The sequence below is a fragment of the Stutzerimonas xanthomarina DSM 18231 genome, assembly GCF_900129835.1.
GTDB lineage: Bacteria > Pseudomonadota > Gammaproteobacteria > Pseudomonadales > Pseudomonadaceae > Stutzerimonas > Stutzerimonas xanthomarina.
Map to the genome: position 1 here is coordinate 503421 of NZ_FQXA01000002.1, position 21063 is coordinate 524483.

Annotated in this window: 14 protein-coding genes; 4 read left to right on the plus strand and 10 right to left on the minus strand. The window is 60.4% G+C overall.

Features of this window, described 5'->3' with window-relative positions:
• Positions 1–13 precede the first annotated feature (13 nt).
• From BUE09_RS06695 to BUE09_RS06710, 4 genes are read left to right on the plus strand one after another with little or no spacing between them, the layout of a single operon-like run.
• Positions 14–931, plus strand: a complete 918-nt coding sequence (locus BUE09_RS06695) for a DUF72 domain-containing protein (RefSeq protein ID WP_073299911.1) — start codon at positions 14–16, stop codon at positions 929–931.
• Positions 928–1731: an endonuclease/exonuclease/phosphatase family protein gene (locus BUE09_RS06700; RefSeq protein ID WP_073299912.1), complete on the plus strand. Its 804-nt coding sequence runs from the start codon at positions 928–930 to the stop codon at positions 1729–1731. The genes BUE09_RS06695 and BUE09_RS06700 overlap by 4 nt, the downstream gene beginning before the upstream one ends.
• A complete protein-coding gene (gene clsB, locus BUE09_RS06705; RefSeq protein ID WP_073299913.1) occupies positions 1728–2963 on the plus strand; it encodes a cardiolipin synthase ClsB in 1236 nt (411 codons plus the stop codon). The genes BUE09_RS06700 and clsB overlap by 4 nt, the downstream gene beginning before the upstream one ends.
• Positions 2960–3979, plus strand: coding sequence for a lysylphosphatidylglycerol synthase domain-containing protein (locus tag BUE09_RS06710; RefSeq protein ID WP_073299914.1), 1020 nt, complete (start codon positions 2960–2962; stop codon positions 3977–3979). Before clsB ends, BUE09_RS06710 begins: the two co-directional genes overlap by 4 nt.
• A 115-nt stretch (positions 3980–4094) precedes the next feature.
• Here the strand turns inward: BUE09_RS06710 and glgB are convergent, their stop codons facing one another.
• The 10 genes from glgB to BUE09_RS06765 all read right to left on the minus strand — a co-directional run bounded on the left by glgB (position 4095) and on the right by BUE09_RS06765 (position 21056).
• On the minus strand, positions 4095–6314 hold the full coding sequence (glgB, locus tag BUE09_RS06715; RefSeq protein WP_073299915.1) for a 1,4-alpha-glucan branching protein GlgB: 2220 nt from the start codon (positions 6312–6314) through the stop codon (positions 4095–4097).
• Entirely contained in the window at positions 6311–9634 is a 3324-nt protein-coding gene (gene treS / locus BUE09_RS06720; protein ID WP_073299916.1) for a maltose alpha-D-glucosyltransferase, read from the minus strand. The genes glgB and treS overlap by 4 nt, the downstream gene beginning before the upstream one ends.
• Positions 9635–9778: 144 nt before the next feature.
• Positions 9779–11791 carry an alpha-1,4-glucan--maltose-1-phosphate maltosyltransferase gene (locus BUE09_RS06725; RefSeq protein ID WP_073299917.1) on the minus strand — a complete coding sequence of 671 codons (2013 nt, stop codon included), beginning with the start codon at positions 11789–11791 and terminating at the stop codon, positions 9779–9781.
• Positions 11792–12411: 620 nt separating this feature from the next.
• Entirely contained in the window at positions 12412–13305 is an 894-nt protein-coding gene (fdhE, locus tag BUE09_RS06730; RefSeq protein ID WP_073299918.1) for a formate dehydrogenase accessory protein FdhE, read from the minus strand.
• 45 nt (positions 13306–13350) lie between these two features.
• On the minus strand, positions 13351–14043 hold the full coding sequence (locus BUE09_RS06735) for a formate dehydrogenase subunit gamma (RefSeq protein WP_073299919.1): 693 nt from the start codon (positions 14041–14043) through the stop codon (positions 13351–13353).
• Complete coding sequence (fdxH, locus tag BUE09_RS06740; RefSeq protein WP_073299920.1) at positions 14040–14975, minus strand: formate dehydrogenase subunit beta; 936 nt, start codon at positions 14973–14975, stop codon at positions 14040–14042. The genes BUE09_RS06735 and fdxH overlap by 4 nt, the downstream gene beginning before the upstream one ends.
• The gene (gene fdnG, locus BUE09_RS06745; protein WP_143164643.1) at positions 14975–18049 is read right to left on the minus strand and encodes a formate dehydrogenase-N subunit alpha; all 3075 of its coding nucleotides are present in this window, start codon (positions 18047–18049) and stop codon (positions 14975–14977) included. The genes fdxH and fdnG overlap by 1 nt, the downstream gene beginning before the upstream one ends.
• Positions 18050–18214: 165 nt before the next feature.
• Positions 18215–19135, minus strand: a complete 921-nt coding sequence (ligD, locus tag BUE09_RS06755) for a non-homologous end-joining DNA ligase (protein WP_073299923.1) — start codon at positions 19133–19135, stop codon at positions 18215–18217.
• Between the two features lie 17 nt (positions 19136–19152).
• A complete protein-coding gene (gene ku / locus BUE09_RS06760; protein WP_073299924.1) occupies positions 19153–20169 on the minus strand; it encodes a non-homologous end joining protein Ku in 1017 nt (338 codons plus the stop codon).
• A gap of 29 nt (positions 20170–20198) precedes the next feature.
• Positions 20199–21056, minus strand: coding sequence for an SDR family oxidoreductase (locus BUE09_RS06765; RefSeq protein ID WP_073299925.1), 858 nt, complete (start codon positions 21054–21056; stop codon positions 20199–20201).
• Positions 21057–21063 lie beyond the last annotated feature (7 nt).

Genomic DNA, 21063 nt, shown 5'->3' on the forward strand with positions numbered 1-21063 from the left:
ACCGGAGCAAGCGATGGCAGCCATCCATATAGGCATTTCCGGCTGGCGCTACACACCCTGGCGAGGCGACTTCTACCCCAAGGGACTCGTCCAGAAGAACGAGCTGAAGTTCGCCTCGCGCGCCGTGAGCAGCATCGAGATCAACGGCTCGTTCTACTCGCTGCAGAAGCCAGAACTCTACGCCGGCTGGTATGACGAGACGCCCGCGGGCTTCGTTTTCAGCGTCAAGGCGCCTCGCTACATCACCCATGTGCTGCGCCTGCGGGATGTAGAGAAACCCATTGCGAACTTTCTCGCCTCCGGTGTTCTTGCGCTCAAGGACAAGCTCGGACCGATGCTTTGGCAGTTCCCACCTTCGTTCAAGTTCGAACCAGAGCGTTTCGAAACTTTCCTCGCCCTGCTGCCGCATGACACCGAAGCCGCGCTGGAAATGGCCAAGGGCTGCGAAGCGCGCATGGAGGGACGCAGTTATCTGCAGATTGATCGCAAACGTCGCCTTCGGCATGCGGTCGAAATACGTAACGAGAGCTTTGTCGACCCGGCGTTCGTAGCGCTGCTGCGCAAGTACAAGGTCGCGCTGGTCGTGGCCGATACGGCGGGCAAGTGGCCCTATCGAGAAGACCTCACCAGCGATTTCGTCTACATCCGCCTTCATGGTGCCGAACAGCTCTACACCAGCGGTTACACCGATGAGGCGCTGAATAATTGGGCCCAGCGCATCACCCTTTGGAACAACGGCAGCCAGCCTGACGACGCGCATCTGATCAGCGACACCAAACCACCGGTGCGCAAGCAACGCGCCGTCTACCGCTATTTCGATAACGATGTAAAGGTCCGGGCGCCGTACGATGCGCGACAGTTGTTGCGCCGGCTCGGACTGGATAAAGACCTGGAAACCACTCCAGGCCAGTTGGAAGGAGCATTGGCGTGAATCTGGACAAGACCCACCCCCTCGACAGCAGCGACCTCGATGCGCACATGTCGACTGCGGTCAACACGGTCCGCCTGCTGACCGTGAACACCCACAAGGGCTTCACCGCCCTTAACCGGCGGTTCATCTTGCCGGAGTTGCGTGAGGCGGTCAGAGCCGTATCGGCCGATGTCGTGTTCCTGCAGGAAGTACTCGGCACGCATGAAAAACACGCATTGCGCTTTCACGACTGGCCCAATATGTCGCAGTACGAGTTCCTGGCCGACAGCATCTGGACCGATTTCGCCTATGGTCGCAACGCCGTCTACCCGGACGGTGATCACGGCAACGCGCTGCTGTCGAAATTCCCTATCACGCGCTACGAGAACCTCGACATCTCCATTGCGGGGCCGGAAAGGCGCGGCCTGTTGCATAGCGTGCTGCAGGTGCCTGGGCATGACGAGTTTCATGCCATTTGCGTTCATCTCGGTTTGCGTGAAGCCCATCGTCAGCAGCAACTGCGCCTCCTCTGTGACCTCCTCGACTCGCTGCCAGCAGATGCCCCCGTCGTCGTCGCCGGGGACTTCAATGACTGGCGCCTGAAGGGCGCTCAGGTGCTGGATCGCTGCGCTGGCATGCATGAGGTGTTCGCGGTAGCACAGGGCAAGGTCGCCAAAACCTTCCCCGCACGCTGGCCCGTGCTGCGCCTGGATCGCATCTATGTGCGAAATGCCACGAGCCACAAAGCGCGAATACTGGGCAACAAACCCTGGACGCACTTGTCCGATCATCTGCCCTTGGCGGTGGAGATACACCTATGAATTTTCACTGGAGAGACGGGAATCGTCTTCAGTTGCTGGAGAACGGCGAGGAATTCTTCCCCGCTGTGTTCGAGGCCATTGCGGCCGCGGAAAAGGAAGTCCTGCTGGAAACCTTCATCTTCTTCAAGGATAAGGTCGGGCAGGAGCTGCAACAGATACTGATTGCGGCGGCGGAGCGCGGCGTCAGCGTGAACGTTACCGTGGACGGCTATGGCTCGGCTGACCTGGACGGTGACTTTGCTGCGGCGATGGCCCGCGCAGGCGTACGCATCCATGTGTTCGATCCCGGCAAGCGGCTGTTGGGCAAGCGCGTCAATGTATTCAGGCGCATGCACCGCAAGATTGTCGTCGTGGATGGCCAGCTTGCGTTCATCGGAGGCATCAATTTTTCTGCAGATCACCTAGGCGATTTTGGCCCTGCGGCGAAGCAGGACTACGCGCTGCGGGTCGAAGGTCCAGTGGTGCATGACATCCACCACTTCGCACTGAGCGCTATCGGTCCTGCCCAAACGAACCGGCGATGGTGGCACCGGCGAATGCGAACGCAGAGCAACGGCTTTGTCGGGGTCAGCCGGGGCGAAGCGCGTGCGCTGTTCGTTACCCGCGACAACAACGACCATCGCAACGACATTGAGCAGCATTATCTGCAGGCGATCCGCGATGCCCGTTCACGCCTGCTAATCGCCAATGCCTATTTCTTCCCCGGTTACCGCGTGCTGCGGGAAATCCGCAACGCCGCGCGGCGTGGCGTCAGGGTCCGGTTGATTCTGCAGGGCGAACCGGACATGCCGATCGCCAAGTTCGGCGCACGCATGCTCTACAACTATCTGATGAGCGACGGTGTCGAGATCCATGAATACTGCCGCCGGCCGCTGCATGGCAAGGTCGCCCTGGCCGATTACGAATGGTCCACTGTGGGCTCAAGCAACCTCGACCCCCTGAGCCTGTCGCTCAATCTCGAGGCGAACCTGATCATTCGTGATCACAATTTCAATCGCCAATTGCACGAGAACCTGGACCGGCTGCTGCAACAGGACTGCCGGCGCATTCCGTTGGAACGCATCATCCGCGGCTACTGGTGGCGGGCGCCGCTGGCCTTCATCATCTTCCACTTTCTGCGCCACTTCCCTCAGTGGGTGGGACTGTTGCCGGCTCATAAACCCAAGTTGCAGCTGCTCGATCCGCAGCCACTTGAACCCAGCCCTGCCCCCTTGCAGCGAGATCATCAATGACCGAGCGACACCACCAGCCACAGAGCGGGTGGCGCCGCCGTTGGCCGCTGATCAAGAAGATCCTGACCTACTGCTTCTTCATCCTCGTCGCCGGGCTCTTGATCAGTTTGGCGCGCAACGTCGACTGGCGTGAGGTCTACCAGACGCTGCGCAACTACAGTGCCAGAACCCTGTGGCTCGCCGGCGCAGCCACCGCGGTGAGCTATGCGGTGTATTGCTGTTTTGACGTACTCGGCAAACGCTATGCACAGCACGATATGCCGATCCGACAGATCGTCCCGGTGACCTTCGTCTGTTATGCCTTCAACCTCAACCTGAGCGCCTGGGTTGGAGGTATCGCGCTGCGCTATCGACTCTATTCCCGCTTTGGTCTGCGCACCTCGCAGATCACCCGCGTATTCACCATGAGCGTACTGACCAACTGGCTCGGCTACCTGTGGCTGGCCGGGTTGATCTTCGCGCTGGGCTGGATTACGCCGCCCGATGACTGGAAAATCGGTCATACCGCACTGCGTGTGCTGGGTGCCGGGCTGCTGCTGGCCTCGGCGATCTATCTATGGGCGTGCGGCTTCTCCAAACGGCGTCACTGGACGATCCGCACGCACGAGCTCTATCTGCCGAGCCTGCGCCTGGCCGTGGTCCAGATGCTGCTTGGAGCATGCAACTGGGCGCTGATGGCGCTGGTGGTCTACTTCATGTTGTCGCAGCAGGTGGCCTATCCCGTTGTGCTGGGCATTTTGATGATCAGCAGCGTGGCCGGCGTGATTGCCCATATCCCGGCTGGCCTGGGCGTGATCGAGGCGGTGTTCGTCGCGATGCTGGGCGGCGGCGAGCTCAGCCAGGCCAGCATCGTGGCCGGGCTGATCGGCTACCGGGTGGTTTACTTCCTTATCCCGCTCGTGTTCGCCACGATGATCTACGTGGTACTGGAAATACGGGCGAAGAAGCTGCGCTCCCGTGACCAGGCGCGCTCAGATGAAGACCCGCATGAAGAGCACCCTCCCACCGCAGCGTGAGATCGGTCGGCGGCCTGGTTGAACTTGCTATAGCAACAGACAATAAAAAGCCGGAGCGCTCATTGCTCCGGCTTTTTTGCGGCTGGCGTCTGGGGTCAGGCGCCGCTCGGCGGCATCAGCCAGACCTGGGCCGAAGAATAATCACACCCAGTGGCGGTAGTGTCAGTGCCAGTGAAACATCCTGCCCGTGCGCCGCGATCTGCTCGGTCAAGATGCCGCCGCCATTGCCCACGTTGGAGCCACCATAGCACTCGGCATCGCTGTTGAAGATTTCCTCCCAGCGACTGTCAACCGGCACACCAATGCGATAACTCTCACGGACTACCGGCGTGTAGTTGCCGACGATCAACAGCGGGTCGCCGCTTGAGCCCCTGCGCAACCAAGCGAATACGCTGTTGGCACGGTCATCGCCAATCAGCCACTGAAAGCCCGCCGGCTCGGAATCCAACTCGTACAACGCAGGTTCATGGCTGTAGAGGTGGTTGAGATCGCGCACGAGATTCTGAACGCCACGGTGATCGGCCTCTTCTAGCAGATGCCAATCGAGCTCGCGGTCATGGTTCCACTCGCGCCACTGGCCAAACTCGGAGCCCATGAACAGCAGCTTTTTGCCGGGATGCGTCCACATGAAGGCGAGATAGGCTCGGAGATTGGCGAACTTCTGCCAACGGTCCCCGGGCATCTTGTCGATCAACGAGCCTTTGCCGTGCACCACTTCGTCATGGGAAATCGGCAGCACGAAGTGCTCCGAATAGGCGTAGACCATGCCGAAGGTGAACTTGTCATGGTGATATTGGCGGTTGATCGGGTCTTCCTGGATGTATTGAAGCGTGTCGTGCATCCAGCCCATGTTCCATTTGTAGGCAAAGCCCAACCCGTTCTCGGACGTCGGTTTGCTCACGCCTGGGAAAGCGGTGGACTCTTCCGCGATGACCAGCGCACCGGGCGTTTCGGTGGCTACAACATCGTTCAGGTGACGCAGAAAGTCGATCGCTTCGAGGTTCTCCCTGCCGCCGTGCCGGTTGGGAATCCACTCGCCTTCCTTGCGTGAATAGTCTCGGTAGAGCATCGAAGCGACCGCATCCACGCGCAGTGCATCGACATGGAATTCACGCAACCAGTGCAAGGCGGATGCGAGCATGAAGCCATGCACCTCGGTACGACCAAGGTTGTAGATGTAGGTATCCCAATCCTGATGGAACCCCTCGAATGGGTGCGCGTATTCGTATAGCGCGGTGCCGTCGAACTCGCCCAAACCGTGGGCATCGGTGGGGAAATGCGCCGGAACCCAGTCGAGAATCACGCCGATGCCCGCAGCGTGACAGGCATCGACGAACGCGGCGAAGTCATGGGCGTTGCCGTAGCGGGCACTGGGCGCGAATTGCGACAGCAGTTGATAGCCCCAGGAACCGCCGAACGGGTGCTCCATGATCGGCATCAGCTCAATATGGGTGAAGCCCAGGTCTTTGATATACGGGATCAACCGCTCGGCCAGCTCATGCCAGTTGTACAGGCGGCCGTCATCGCCACCGTCGCGGCGCCAGGAGCCTGCGTGCAGCTCGTAAATGGTCATCGGTGCTTTCACCGATTGTTGAGCTGCACGCTGCTGCAGCCAGTCCTCATCCTTCCACTCGTATTCGAGCGGGTGCGAGATGACCGATGCGGTGCCCGGCGGGAGTTCAGTGGCCAGCGCAATCGGGTCGGCCTTCAGCGGCAGAATCCCGTTGGGTCCAAGGATCTCGTACTTGTACTTATCGCCCGGTTGCAAACGCGGGATGAAGATCTCCCAGACGCCTGACGGAAAGCGCAGGCGCATGGGGTGCCGACGCCCGTCCCAGCCGTTGAAACTGCCGACGACCGATACGCGGCGCGCATTAGGCGCCCACACTGCGAAGCGGACACCCTGAACGCCCTCGACCTCCATGGGCTGAGCGCCAAATACACGGCCGATCTGCCGATGGTTGCCCTCGGAAAACAGGTACATGTCCATTTCGCCGAGTTGGGGACCAAAGCTGAACGGATCTTCAGTGAGCTGCTCGCCGCTCGCCCAGCGAATTTTCAACAAATACGGCTGTTGGTTGGTCAGCCGGGTAAAGAAGAAGCCTGGCACCTGGCCCTGCTCCATCGCGGCCAATACACGCCCGCCGCTACGCTCGAGCACCTCGACACCCAGCGCGTTGGGTAGGTAGGCGCGCACCACCAGACCATCGCCGTCTGGATGCGGGCCAAGGATCGAAAACGGATTGCCATGCTCGGCGCGCACCAGCGCATCGACGTCGGCATCGGTTGGCAGCAGGTTTTCACCGGGCATTGTCACGGCCGGACGGTCAATCATTGGGAACCTCCATCGGAAATCTGTTGTGCCAGCGTCGCCAGCCCCTGAAGCGGGACGGACAGCCAGGCCGGGCGGTTCTCAGCCTCATAGGCCACTTCATATGCTGTTTTCTCCAGACTGAACAGTGCCAGGGCCGCATCGGCTCCAGCGGTGTCCTTCCAGGCGTGAGGCAACTCGGCCGTCGCCTCACGATAAGCCTCCAAAAAGACCGCACGTGCACTTTGCTGATAGGTATCGGAAATGTTGCGGCGCGCCTGATCAGCCGCTTCCGAACTGTCGCTGGACTGCGCGTTGCGCAGGGTCATGGCCGTTGCGTATTCAAAGGAACGCAGCACACCGGCTACGTCCTTGAATGGGCTCAGTTTGCTGCGCCGTTCCTCGAGCGAGCGCGCTGGTTCGCCCTCGAAGTCGATGAAATAGGCATCACCTTGCGCGACAAGTACCTGCCCAAGGTGCAGGTCACCATGGACACGGGTCCGCAGACCGCCAAGGGTGCGGTTGGCCAGCCGTTTGACCTCGGCTAGCAGCTCCTTTCGTTGACCAAGCAACTGATCGACCAGCGCGGTTGCCTTGCGATCCAGATCGCCACGGCGAGCCTGCAGCAGATCAAGCGCATGCTCGACCTGTCCGGATATCAGCTGCGTCCATTCCTTGGCGTCCGATGCATTGGTCGGCTCGGCAGCAAAGGCCTGGTTGTCGGTCGGTACTGCCAAGGTCATGTGCATTTCGCCGAGACGCTGCCCGAGCAGGCGATTGAAGGCTTCCAACTCCTCCAGCGCGCTGAACTGGTTTTCATGCAGCGAGACACCATCTGAAATCTCGTCGCGTACGGCCCGGTCCAGCGTGTTCAACGTCCATTCCCAGGCATCGCCTTGGTTGTCGAGGAAGCGCTGCACCACCATGAGGGCGTACTGCTCGCCCTTCTTGTCGAAGCGGCTTACCTGCCCCAACATCGCCGAGATATGGGTGAAGCCTTGCTCGGTCAGGAAGCTGCCCATCTCCAGTTCCGGGTGCATCCCCGCCGAGACGCGGCGCAGGACCTTGATCATCATGCTGCTGTCGATGATTGCCGAGCTGTTGGACTGTTCGGCGGTGAGGTATCGCACCTCCGCATCTGCAGACAATTCGATCTCTGCCAGCTGCGCCATCGGCTGGAAACGAATCTCGCCATCGCCACAAGGCAGCACCTGCTGCTCACGCAGCCCCTGGATAACCCCCAGGACAAATTGCTTCAGCGCGAACGCGTCGGTCAGCAGGCCCACCTGCGGGCCGCGACGAACCCGCGCCATGGCCAGTTGCTGTGGAAGCGCGATGTCGAAATCGCCTTCATCGAGGAAGCCCAGCGGCATCTGGTAAAGATCGGTACGCCCGCCTGCCTCGACTGCAATCTCACTGAGCAATACCGGGCGTTGTGGATCGCCAAACGGCACGCTGTAGCAGAATTTGATCGAGCTGATCGCTGCATCCTTGCTGGCAAACCAGCGCCGCTTCGGCAGATACGCCGGCAGCGACTCGGTTTCCAGAATCCGTTTGTTGGCTACGGTAAGCGTATCCAGGCGCTTAAGCACCAGCGTTTGAAAGTCAGGCATGGTTTCCACCGGTGCTTGGTGCCAGCTGGGCATCTGGTGAGTGGTTGCGAGCTGAAACCAGTAGAAGCCGTAAGGTGGCAACGTCAGCAGATACGGAAGTTGGCCAATCGGCGGGAAGGCGCTGCCGCCAACCATTTCCACCGGAACCATCCCGGCGTAGTGAGACAACTCCAGCTCGGCAGCCTGTGCCGACCGCGACACGTTGGCGACGCAGAAGATCACTTCCGTCTCGCCCGTTGCCGTTGTGAACTCGCGGATGTACGCGAGAATCCGGCGATTGCTGGGTGCAAGCATCTTCAGCGTGCCGCGGCCGAATGCCTTGAATTGCTTGCGGATCGAAAGCAACCGCCGCGTCCAGTTGAGCAGCGAATGCGGGTCGCGCTGCTGAGCCTCGACGTTGATCGCCTGGTAGCCATACAGCGGGTCCATGAGCGGCGGCAGCACCAGGCTGGGCGGGTCGGCGCGGGAGAAGCCGCCGTTGCGGTCCGGCGACCACTGCATCGGCGTGCGAACGCCGTCGCGATCGCCGAGGAAAATGTTGTCCCCCATGCCGATTTCGTCGCCGTAATAAATCACCGGCGTGCCCGGCATCGACAGCAGCAAGCTATTGAGCAGCTCGATTCTGCGGCGGTCCCGCTCCAGCAACGGCGCCAGGCGACGGCGGATGCCAAGGTTGATTCGTGCGCGCTTGTCCGACGCGTAGTAATTCCAGAGGTAGTCGCGTTCCTTGTCGGTCACCATTTCGAGGGTCAGCTCGTCATGGTTGCGCAGGAAAATCGCCCACTGGCAGTTTTCCGGGATGTCTGGCGTTTGACGGAGGATGTCCGTAATTGGAAAGCGATCCTCCTGGGCGAGCGCCATGTACATGCGCGGCATCAGCGGGAAATGGAACGCCATGTGACATTCGTCGCCAAGCCCGCCACCCTCACCGCCGAAGTACAGCTGCGTGTCTTCCGGCCACTGGTTGGCTTCGGCCAGCAGCATGCGGTCGGGGTAGTTGGCGTCAATTTCGGCACGAACCTTTTTCAGTACTTCATGAGTTTCCGGCAGGTTCTCGTTGTTGGTCCCGTCGCGCTCGACCAGGTAGGGAATCGCATCCAGACGCAGACCGTCGATTCCCAGGTCCAGCCAGTAGCGCATCACGCTGAGAACCGCCTTCATCACCTGCGGATTGTCGAAATTGAGGTCCGGCTGGTGTGAGTAGAAACGGTGCCAGAAGTACTGCTGGGCGACCGGGTCCCAGGTCCAGTTCGACGCCTCGGTATCGAGGAAGATGATCCGTGTACCGTCGTACTTTTTGTCCGTGTCTGACCAGACGTAGAAGTCCCGCGCAGCGGAACCCTTCTTCGCCTTGCGCGCTCGCTGGAACCACGGATGTTGGTCGGAGGTGTGGTTGATGACCAGCTCGGTGATTACACGCAGGCCACGTTTGTGCGCTTCGGCAATGAAGCGCCTGGCGTCAGCCATGGTGCCGTAGTCGGGGTGCACGCCGCGGTACTCGGCGATGTCATAGCCGTCATCACGACGCGGCGACGGGTAGAACGGCAGCAGCCAGACGGTATTCACCCCCAGGTCGGCGATGTAGTCGAGCTTGTCGATCAACCCCTGAAAATCGCCTACACCGTCGTTGTTGGAGTCGAAAAAGGATTTCAGGTGGACCTGATAGACCACCGCATCCTTGTACCAAAGAGGATCCTTGATAAAGGCAGCAGGTTTGCGTGCTCTCGCCATGGTCTCGTTCCCTTTATCTGCCTCGCGGCTGGCCCATATCAGGAGCCAGCCGAGGCGCAAAAGTAGGTCAGTCCGGCTATAAACAACATCATCTAGCGCTTACAACTAACTGATACGTATCGTTTTTATGTCTTTCTTAACAAATCACTTTAAATCTGGATCCATGGCATCCGAGCTGATGCGCCAAATGCCAAACGGCAAGTGCCACGGCTCGATGCGCATCCACTGAGTTTTGCCGTACCAGGTCCAGCGATGCCCGTTCATAAGGTCTTCGCCGCGGGTCTCTGCATCGTCTGGCAGGCCCAGCTCCCAGAGCGGGAGCTCGAAATGCGCTTCCTGAGCGTTGTGCGGATCGAGGCTGATCGCGACGAGAATGAAGTTCTTGAGATCCGGTGTACGCTTGCCGAAGAAGAAGATGTTGTCGTTGTGGGCCGTGTACGCCTTGAAACCGAGATGCGTCTGCAAGGCCGGGTTCTGTCGACGGATGCGGTTGAGCTGAGCGATCTCCGCAACGATGTTGCCCGGTGCGTGATAATCCCGAACCCGAATCTGATACTTCTCTGAATCCAGATACTCCTCCTTGCCCGGAATCGCGGCGGACTCGCACAGTTCAAACCCCGAGTACATACCCCACAACCCGGACCCCATGGTCGCCAGCGCCGCACGGATCAGAAACCCCGCGCGCCCGGAGTCATGCAGGAAAAACGGATTGATGTCCGGTGTATTGACAAAGAAGTTCGGACGGTAGCAGTCGCGTAGCGGATGCTCGTTCAGCTCGTTGAAGTACTCGCTGAGCTCCGCCTTGTTGTTGCGCCAGGTGAAGTACGTGTAGCTCTGGTTGAAGCCGACCTTGCCCAGACGCGCCATCATCGCCGGCTTGGTAAAGGCCTCGGAGAGGAACATCACGTCCGGGTCGCGCTCGCGGATATCGGCAATCATCCATTCCCAGAACGGCAGCGGCTTGGTGTGGGGGTTGTCGACGCGGAAGATCTTCACGCCCTGCTCGACCCAGTGCCAGATCACGTCGCGCAGCGCGACCCACAGATCGGGCATGGCGTCCTCGGCATAGAAATCGACGTTGACGATGTCCTGGTACTTCTTCGGCGGGTTTTCCGCATAGCGGATGGTCCCGTCCGGTCGCCAGGAGAACCAGCCCGGATGCTCCTGCAGCCAGGGGTGATCCTGTGAACACTGAATGGCGAAGTCGAGAGCGATCTCCAGGCCGTGCTCACGGGCAGCGGCGACCAGGGCGCGGAAGTCGTCGAGCGTGCCAAGCTCAGGATGGACCGCATCGTGCCCGCCGGCTTCGCTACCGATTGCATAGGGGCTGCCTGGATCATCGGGGCCGGCATGCAGCGTGTTGTTCGGTCCCTTGCGGTGCTGTCGTCCGATGGGATGAATCGGCGTGAAATAAAGGACGTCGAAGCCCATGTCGCGGATCGACGGCAAACGCTTGTGCACGTCGTGAAAGGTGCCGTGACGGTTCGGATCATCGGTTTCAGAGCGCGGGAACAACTCGTACCAGCTGGCAAACAGTGCAAGCGGGCGCTCAACCTCGACAGGAAACACCTCGCTCCGGCTGCAATGCTCACGCGGGTCGGCGTCAGCCATCGCCGCGGCCGTTTCACTGGCCAGCATCACCGAGACGCGCTCATCGTCCAGATGCGCCATGCTCAGGCGGTGCAGCAGATCATCGATGATGGCCTTGGTTTCGCCGTGCGCGCGTTGGCTGGCGCGCTCGAGCAGCAGTCGTCCTTCTTCCAGCTCAAGCTGCACCGGAACGCCTGCGGTGTGCTTCTTGGAAAGCTCGTAACGGTAGGTCTCGTAGATATCCCACCAGGCTTCGATCATGAACTCATGCGACGCGACTTGCGTCGGTGTGAACTGCCCTTCCCAGCTGTCGTTACCGATCAGCTTGAGCCGAGCGCGGCGCCAAGTGGTTTCATCCTTGGTCCGCCAGCAGATGGTCGCAGCGAGCTGGTCGTGCCCATCGGCGAAGATCTTGCTCGTGACGTTGATCGGGTGGCCGATGGTCGCCTTTGCAGCAAATCGCCCCCCTTCCAACACGGGTTGGGTCGATTCAATAGCAATGCGCGGCATCCGCAAGGCCTGCTCAAGTCGGGGGTGAATCACCGGATGGGGCTTTGCATCGGTCATCGAACGGGGCTCCTGAGCGAAATGGTAGCGAAACGGCAAAACGGCCCACTCGGGATTGGCTCCGGGCGGGGCTGGCTATACCGGCGGAAAACCCGTTGCGGGCTTTCTAGCGCTCTGTTTCTTTCCGAACCAACGGAGGCCTTAAAAGTTCAGCAGAAACGACCGCTGCCTTTGTCGCAGAGCGCATGGAACCGAGCGTTACACGGAGCGAAACCATGTGCGGCCCATTCGCGGTTGAGACCGCTCCCACGGGGGCGGGGTGGTTTTCAGCAGGTCATCGTCGTCAGGTTCGGGTGGCATTTTTCGTTGGGTAGACCCGTAAGCTGCTGGGGTTGGGCTTTTTGTTGGGTCGGTGTGCGGCTGCGGGGTTGGGCTTTTGTTGGATTGGTGTGCAGCTGCGGGGTTGGGCTTTTCGTGGGAGCGGCCTTGGCTGCGAAGCTGTGTGCGGCCCATTCGCGGTCGAGACCGCTCCCACGGGGACGGAGTGGGCTTTCAGGTCGGTGTATCGTCGTCAGATCCGCGTGGAATTTTCCGTTGGGTCGACCCGCAAGCTGCTGGGGTTGGGCTTTTTGTTGGGTCGGTGTGCGGCTGCAGGTCAGGCCCCGAAGCTCGCGGCAGGGCTAATCATCGCCCGCTATCAGCAAGGGGTTGTAGCCGCTACGGCCGTATTCACCCTGTTCGGCCAGCAGCATATCGAGCGCAAGGCTGGCAATGTCGTCTGCCACCGGGTCAGCGCGCCCGTGCTCTTCACGCAGCATGACTTTGAGATAGCTGTGACACTCACTGCACGACTCCGCCTGAACCGGCATCGCCGGCTTGCCTTGTTCATCATCCAACGTCAGGTACAGCAGCTTGGCGCCGCTGTCACACACGCTGCATTTGAGTCGCTCCAGATGCCATTCGGTGGCGCACAGCGAGCAATGCAGATAACGCACACCCGCACGGTGGCGTTCGTTGTGAATGACGCTGGCGACCGGTGGTGAACCGCAGCACGGGCACAGCCCTTTCGCTTCGCCGACGGGTTTGTCAGGCGGCCGTGGCAGGGCCATCGCCAGTCTCATCCAGCTGATCTGCAGGGCAGCGGCAACCAGTGGCAATAACGGTCGGCTTGTTTCATCGCCAGGACGCGCCTCAAGAACGTCGTCTGCCAACGCATCGAGCTGCTCTCGCGATGATTCCCGCAGGCTCTTGAGCAAAGGTCGTTGAATCTCGCCTACGTGAAGCTCCATCGCATCAAGCATCGACAGAAGGTCTTGATGCCAGGGCACGTCACGTTTCAAAGCCTGGAAACCGAGTGGCGGCAGGCCATGTTTCAACGCTTGATCGAAGGCATCCTCAGCTGGATGCCAGCCTGGCTCACGCTCGTTGAGCACCTGATGCTGGGCTTGCACCAACCGCGCCATGAAGGCGAGAAACTCATCCAGCGGCGGCACCTGCTGGACCAGCTCACGCAGCCGTGTCCCCCGTTTACTGAACACCTTGGCATTCGGCAACACCACATTCGGCGCCTCCATGATTCCCGAGGGCGCACTTCCAAAAGAGTGGTTCACTGCAGCTCCTTAAGTTCGTTTCGACGGTACGTCACGGTTGGGCGACAGATCGCTCGGATCGTCATGACCACCCTTGCGGCGCACCTCGTCATACCAGAGACCGTGGTGATGCCGCGCCCAGGCATGGCTCACACGACCCTGGGTCATCGCACGTACCGAGCCCTTCACCCAGATCGCCGAGTAAATGTGGATCACCAGCGTGATGATCGCGATGAAGGCCGTGTAGGCATGAATGGTCACGGCCCAGCGCAGCGCCCAGATCGGCATGCCGTCAGCAATCCATGGCCGCCAGAGCACAATGCCGGTCACCAACAGCACCGGCACGGTGGCGAGAAAGATCCAATACACCAGCTTCTGCCCGGCGTTGTTCTTGCCCACCGGCGGCAACCGCTCGTCGCGGTTGGCCAGCACGTCGCGGATCTGCTTCATCCACTGCACGTCATGGCGACGAATCAGGTTGTCGCCAAAAAAGCGCACCGCCTGGATGACAAAGAACAGCGACATGAACACACCGATGTACGGGTGCACGATGCGCGTCGGCTCCGGCCCGCCGAACAGCGCGGTGAGGCCGAAGAAGAACGGGTAGAACAACGCCAACCCGCTCAGCACGAGCAGCACGAAGCTGATCGCGATGAGCCAGTGATTGACCCGGGTCCACCAGCCGTAACGCAGGATGCCGTGCTTGACGTTGGAATGGCTCATAGCCGGTCCTCCCCGCGACGATTCAGTTCCCGGTCATCGGCGGCCAGCGCTGGATCGGGATCATCCTCCGGTTCTTCCTTGGGCCCTTTCATCACGTAATGGAAAAAGCCTGCCAAGACCGACATGCCCAGCGCCACCGACATGATTGGCTTGGTCACCCCCTTCCACAGCTCGACCGTTGGCGCGATGTGCGGGTCACGCGGGAGGCCGCTGTAGATCTCGGGTTTGTCGTTGTGCTGCAGCACGTAGACCACGTGTGTGCCGCCAACGCCGGGCGGATCGTAGATCCCGGCGTTCTCGTAACCACGCCCCTGCAGATCCGCAACCCGGTGAGCACCGTAGTCGAGCATGTCCTCCTTGGTGCCGAACATGATGGCCGAGGTTGGGCAGCTCTTGACGCAAGCAGGCTCCAGCCCGTTGTAGACCCGGTCGGAGCACAGGGTGCATTTGTAGGCCTTATTGTCCTTTTTCGAGATGCGCGGAATGTCGAATGGGCACCCCGCTATGCAATAGCCGCAGCCAATGCAGTGCTCGGAGTTGAAATCGACGATGCCGTTGGCGTACTGCACGATGGCGCCAGGCGACGGGCATGCCTTGAGGCAGCCCGGCTCGGCGCAGTGCATGCAGTTGTCCTTGCGAATCAGCCACTCGAGGTTGCCCTGCTCGTCCTCGTATTCAGAGAAGCGCATGACCTCGAAAGACTCGGCGGTCAGATCCTGGGGATTGTTGTAAGTCCCATCGCATTCGCCCACTTCGTCGCGTAGGTCGTTCCACTCCGAACAGGCCACCTGACAGGCCTTGCAGCCAATGCAGACTGACACGTCGATCAGTTTGGTGACCTTCTCCACGCCGCCATGGCGTACCTGAGGTGAAGGCGTGGTCGTCGCCGAGCGGGCGATTATGTTCTGCAGATTGATCTGGTCGCCTCGCATCAGACGAGCCCTCCGACTTTTTCCACGTTCACCAGAAACGACTTGAACTCCGGCGTCTGGGTATTACCGTCGCCCACGAACGGCGTCAGGGTATTGGTCAGGTGCGCCTTCTTGGCCACACCCTTGAAACCCCAGTGAATCGGAATGCCGATCTGATGCACGGTGCGGCCGTCGATCTCCAGCGGCACCAGCCGTTTGGTAACCACCGCCACGGCCGTGATATAGCCGCGCTTGGAACTGACCTTGACCCGATCGCCGGCCGCAATGCCCAGCTCGCCAGCAAGCACTTCACTGATCTCGATGAACTTCTCCGGCTGGGCGATGGCGTTGAGCCGCGCATGGGTGGTCCAGTAGTGGAAATGCTCGGTCAGTCGATAGGTCGTCGCTGCATAGGGGAACTCGGTGTTCGAACCGAACGAGTCGCGGTCCTGCTCGAACACTCGGGCGATGGGGTTATGCAGCGCCAAAGGATTGTTCGGGCTCAAAGGGTTGCGGTCGATCGGCGTCTCCATGGGTTCGTAATGTTCGGGAAACGGTCCTTCGTTCAACCACTCGCAGGCGAAGAAATGGCCACGGCCAGTCTGGGTGACGATGAAGGGACCCACCCCTTGTGAGGGCGGTGACGTCACCGGGAAGTCGGGGACATCCGCGCCTGTCCAGCGCTCGCCGTTCCACCAGATGAACGCCTTGTTCGGCGCCCAGGGCGTACCGTCGGGGCGCGCCGAAGCGCGGTTGTAGAGCAGCCGCCGATTCATCGGCCAGGCCCAGGCCCAGCCCAGGGTATTGCCCGTGTTGTAGGGGTCCGAGTTGTCGCGGCGGGCCATCATGTTGCCCTGTTCGGTCCAGGCGCCGGAGTAGATCCAGCAACCGCAGGCGGTCGAGCCGTCAGCCCGCAGTTCACTGAAGTCCTGCAGCTGCTCGCCTTTGCGCCGGATGACCTTGCCGCTGTCATCGGTGATATCCGCCAACGCCCTGCCGTTGTATTCCATGGCCAGTTCAGAGGCCTTGGGGAACGCCGGCACCTTGTAGTTCCAGCTCAGATTCAGAATCGGGTCCGGGAAGGCACCGCCCTCCTCCTGATACATGTGCTTCAGTCGCAACATGACCTCACCCAGAATCTCGGTATCGGTCATGGCTTCGCCTGGGCCAGGCACGGCGCGCTCGTGCCATTGCAGCCAGCGCGCACTGTTGGTGATGGAGCCGTCGTCTTCCGCGAAGCAGGTGGTCGGCAGGCGGAAAACCTCGGTGGCGATCTGCGACGGGTCGACATCGTGATATTCGCCGAAGTTTTTCCAGAACTCGCCGGTTTCCACGGTGAGCGGATCCATGATCACCAGGAATTTCAGCTTGGAGAGGCCATCCATGACCTTGGCTTTGTTCGGGAAGGCCGCCAGGATGTTGAAGCCCTGACAGAATGCGCCGGTCATCTTGCCAAGCGTCATGTCGTTGATGGCATACAGCACGTCATAGATCGGCTCGGAGAGCTTGGGCAGCCAGTCGTAGCACCAGTTGTTCTCTTGGGTGGCCACGTCGCCATACCAGTCCTTCATCAGGCTGACGAAGAAGCGCTCGTAGAATTTCCAGTAGGAGACCTCGTCTTCGAGCAGCGGCAGCTTGACGCGGCTCTTCAGATAGTCGTCGTAGCTTTGCAGGTTTACCGACGGCAGATTCATGTAGCCCGGCAGCAGGTTCGACAGCAATCCGATGTCTGTAAGCCCCTGAATGTTGGAATGCCCGCGCAGCGCGTTCACCCCGCCGCCCGGCATGCCCATGTTGCCCAGCAGCAACTGCACCATGGCGCCGCAACGGATGATCTGCGAGCCGATGGTGTGCTGTGTCCAGCCCAGCGCGTAGAGGATCGTCATGGTCTTGTCCGGCGCCGAAGTGGTGGCCATCAAGTCCCAGAGTTCCAGCACCTTTTCCTTGGGCATGCCGCAGATGTTTTCCACCTGATCGACGTTGTAGCGGCTGTAATGCTGACGCATCAGCTGCAGGACACAGCGTGGATGCTGCAGCGTTGGGTCGGTACGCGCGAAGCCGTTTTCGTCCAGCTCGAAATTCCAGGTTTCCCGGTCGTAGGTTCGATCAGCCGGGTTATAACCGGTGAACAACCCTTCTTCGAAACCGAATCCCTCGGCGACGATCAGGCTCGCATCGGTGTACTCGCGCACGTACTCATGGGCATAGCGCTCGGTTTCGATCAGGTAGTTGATGAAACCACCGAGGAACACGATATCCGTCCCGGTACGGAGCCAGGCGTGGTAGTCGGCCACCGCCGTGGTGCGGTTAAAGCGCGGATCGATCGAGATCAGAATCGCATTGCTGCGCTGCTTGGCGTGCATGACCCAGCGGAAGCCCACCGGGTGCGCCTCAGCCGAATTGCCGCCCATCGACAGAATGACATTGGCGTTGGCAATGTCGGTCCAGTGGTTCGTCATGGCACCGCGACCAAATGTTGGGGCAAGACCTGCCACCGTTGGTCCGTGTCAGACGCGCGCCTGGTTGTCGAGTTTGAGGATGCCGAGTGCTCGGGTGATCTTCTGCGTGAGATAGGCCGTCTCGTTGGTGCAGGCCGAAGCGGCCACCATCGACGTGGTCATCCAGCGGTTAACCAGCCGTCCCTGCCCGTCATGCGTCTCGAAATTGCGGTCGCGGTCGTCTTTCATGTGCCGCGAGATACGTGCGAATGCCTCATCCCAGCTGATGCGCTTCCACTCGTTGGTGTAAGGCTCACGGACTTCAGGGTACTTGACCCTCGATTCGCTTTTGATGAAGTCAAGAACGCCTGCACCCCGCGGGCAAAGCGAACCACGGCTGACCGGGTGATCCGGATCACCTTCAACGTGGTAGATCTCGTCGATCACATTGATCGCGCCATCACCACGGGAGTAGAGCAACATGCCGCAGCCTACCGAGCAGTAGGTGCAGATATTGCGGGTCATTTTTGCGCCGGTCAGCTTGAAGTGACGAATCGACGCGACGGCTTCATCAGGCGCAAATCCCATCATCGCCATGCTCGATGCGCCCACACCAGCCGCACCAAACTTCAGGAACTGTCGCCGGGATACTCGCACGGTCATCGGTATCTCCCTGTTACTTGTTATGTCTGCTCATCGGTGAGTCGACTGGCACCGCTGCGCCAAGGTTCAAGTCCGGTGATAGACGGCTTCTGAGCTTCTTTGCTGCATCAGCTTCAAGCGTAGCCGGTAAATCCCTATTTAAAAGATGGATATAAAAAACTAGGCGTCGCAGCGGACGGCTTTTAGCAGTGCCGCGGAAAGCCCCTGCCGCGTCGAGCCGTATTCAGCCCAGGGGTCAGACTTGGCGCTCTCGAGCCTCTGTTGCAGGGTGTGAATCGTCCATTGGTTTGCTCCGTCGATCTTTTCCAATTCATCGAGGCTGATCGGCACAGAGACCGGCAGGCCGGGCCGCGCGCGAACCGAATACGCCGCCACAGTACTGGCGCCGCGCTGGTTGCGCAGGTAATCGACGAATATTTTGCCGACGCGATTTTTTGGCCCCATCTTCGCCACGATCTGATCGGGTGACTGCGCGGCCAGGCGCTCCGTGACGCTGCGAGCGAAGCTGTTGACGCATTCCCAGTCGTGACGGCGGCTGATCGGCACCACCACATGCATGCCGCGCCCGCCGCTGGTCTTCAAGAATGCCTTGAGTCCCAGTTCAGACAGCAGATCCAGCGTCAGCCGGGTCGCGTCGATCATGCTCGACCAGGGCAGTTCGGGGTCAGGGTCCAGATCGAAAACGATGCGGTCCGGGCGGTCGATCCGGTCGCTGCGGGCATTCCAGGTGTGGAACTCGACGGTGCCCATCTGCGCCGCTTCGACCACCGCGGTGATGCTGTCGGCCTGGATCAGGCGGGCGTGTTCGGGATCGAGTGATTTGTCCAGCACGCGCATGTGCGGCATCTTCAGCCGCCCGCAGTGGCGCTGAAAAAAACTGTCGCCATCGACCCCATCCGGCGCCCTGACGATAGAAAGCGGCCGTTGGGTCAGATGCGGCATCAGCCAGTCGCCGACCGCCAGGTAGTACTGGGCCAGCTGTAGTTTGGTCGCTCCACTGCGCTGGTCGATGACACGCTGCGGGTTGCTGATGCCGATGCCGCCCACGTCGGGGCGGCTCTTGCTCGTTTTTTCAGCCATGCGCGCTCCTGTATGAGTCAGCTGGCTTTCTTGTTGCTGGATCTGCTTGCGGCGGGCTTGCTGGTCGTGCTCTTGCGAGCCGTCGAGGTTTTGCTGGTTGAGGTCTTACTGGCTGCGGACTTGGCAGGCGCCTTGGATTTGCTCGCCGCGGCTTTGCTCGTAGTTCGTTTGGCGGGAGCTTTGGCCTTTTCGCTGTCATCTTCATCGTCGACGTCTTCAGGTGGCGCAGTTTTCTTCGCTGACGACTTGCCGGCCAGGCTGCGCTTGAGCAGTTCGGTCAGGTCGATGACATCGGCGCTGCGCCGATCCACTGCTTCGTCCGGTCCACCGACCGCCTCGATCTTGCCTTCGCGGGCCTTGGTCTCTACCAGATCCATGATCTGGTCCTGGAAAGTGTCCTTGTACTGGTCGGGATTCCACTCTTCGCTCATGTCCTCGACCAAGCGCTTGGCCATGTCGAGTTCCTTGGGATTGAGGTCTGCGTTAAGCGCTTCGTCCTTCATCTCCAGGTATTCCACGCCACGCACCTCATCGGCCCAGCGCAGGGTGTTCATCACCAGCGCCTTGCCCAGCGGCATCACCACCGCCAGATGCTGCTTGTTGCGCAGCACCACGTTGGCGATGCCGACTTTGCCGGTCTGGATGAGGGTTTCGCGCAGCAGCGCATAGACTTTTTCACCCCGGCGATCCGGGGTGAGGTAGTACGGCGTCGCGATGTACAGGAAGGAAATGTCCTTGGCATCGACAAAGGCGACGATATCCACCGTCTGCGTGGCTTCCGGATGCGCCGCCTTGATCTCGTCGTCGCTGATGACGACGTAATTGCCCTTTTCGTACTCGACGCCCTTGACGATGTTCTCGCTGTCGATGTCTTCGCCCGTGGTCTTGTTGATGCGCTTGTAGCCCACCCGGTCCATGCTGCGTTTGTCCAACCAGTCAAAATCAATGCCCGATCGCGTGGTAGCAGGCACCAGCGCGACGGGGATGTGAACCAGACCGAAACTGACGGCGCCTTTCCAAATCGTACGAGGCATTGCCTTCCCTCCTGTCGACAGTGGTTCGGTCAGCCGTTGACCACGGTGCCACCGTTCACGTGCATTACCTGGCCGCTGACATAAGACGAGTCGCTGCTGGCCAGATACACGTATGCCGGCGCCACTTCATCGGGCTGACCGGGACGCTCCATGGGTACATTGACGCCGAATTTCTCGACCTTGTCCGCATCGAAGGTCGACGGAATCAACGGCGTCCAGATCGGGCCGGGAGCGACTCCGTTCACGCGGATGCCGCGGTCGGCGACGTTCATTGATAGCGAACGGGTGAACGCCGTGATGGCGCCTTTGGTGGCCGAGTAGTCGAGCAACTGCGGGCTGCCCTTGTAGGCGGTGACCGAGGTGGTATTGATGATCGAGGCGCCTTGTTTCAGATGCGGCAGCGCGGCCTTCGTCATCTGGAACATGCCGAAGATGTTGGTGCGGAAGGTTTTTTCCCACTGTTCTTCGCTGATATCTTCGAGCTTTTCCTGCGGATGCTGCTCGGCGGCGTTGTTGACCAGAATGTCGAGCTTGCCGAACGCGCTCAGCGTCTCGTCGATCACCTTGCGGCACACATCGCGGTCTGCCACGTCGCCAGCGAAGGTCAGGCACTTGCGGCCCTGTTGTTCGACTGCTCGCTTGGTTTCCTCGGCGTCCTGGTGCTGATCCAGATAGAGAATCGCCACATCGGCGCCTTCACGCGCAAACAGCACCGCTACCGAGCGGCCGATGCCGCTGTCACCGCCAGTGATGATTGCGACCTTCCCCTCTAGCTTGCCAGCCGCTTTGTAGTCCTCGCCACGGTACTCGGGCCTTGGGGTCATCTCACTTTCTTTACCCGGTTCAGCCTGTTGCTGCGGGGGGAGTGTCTGGTTTTCGTCGGACATGCCAAAT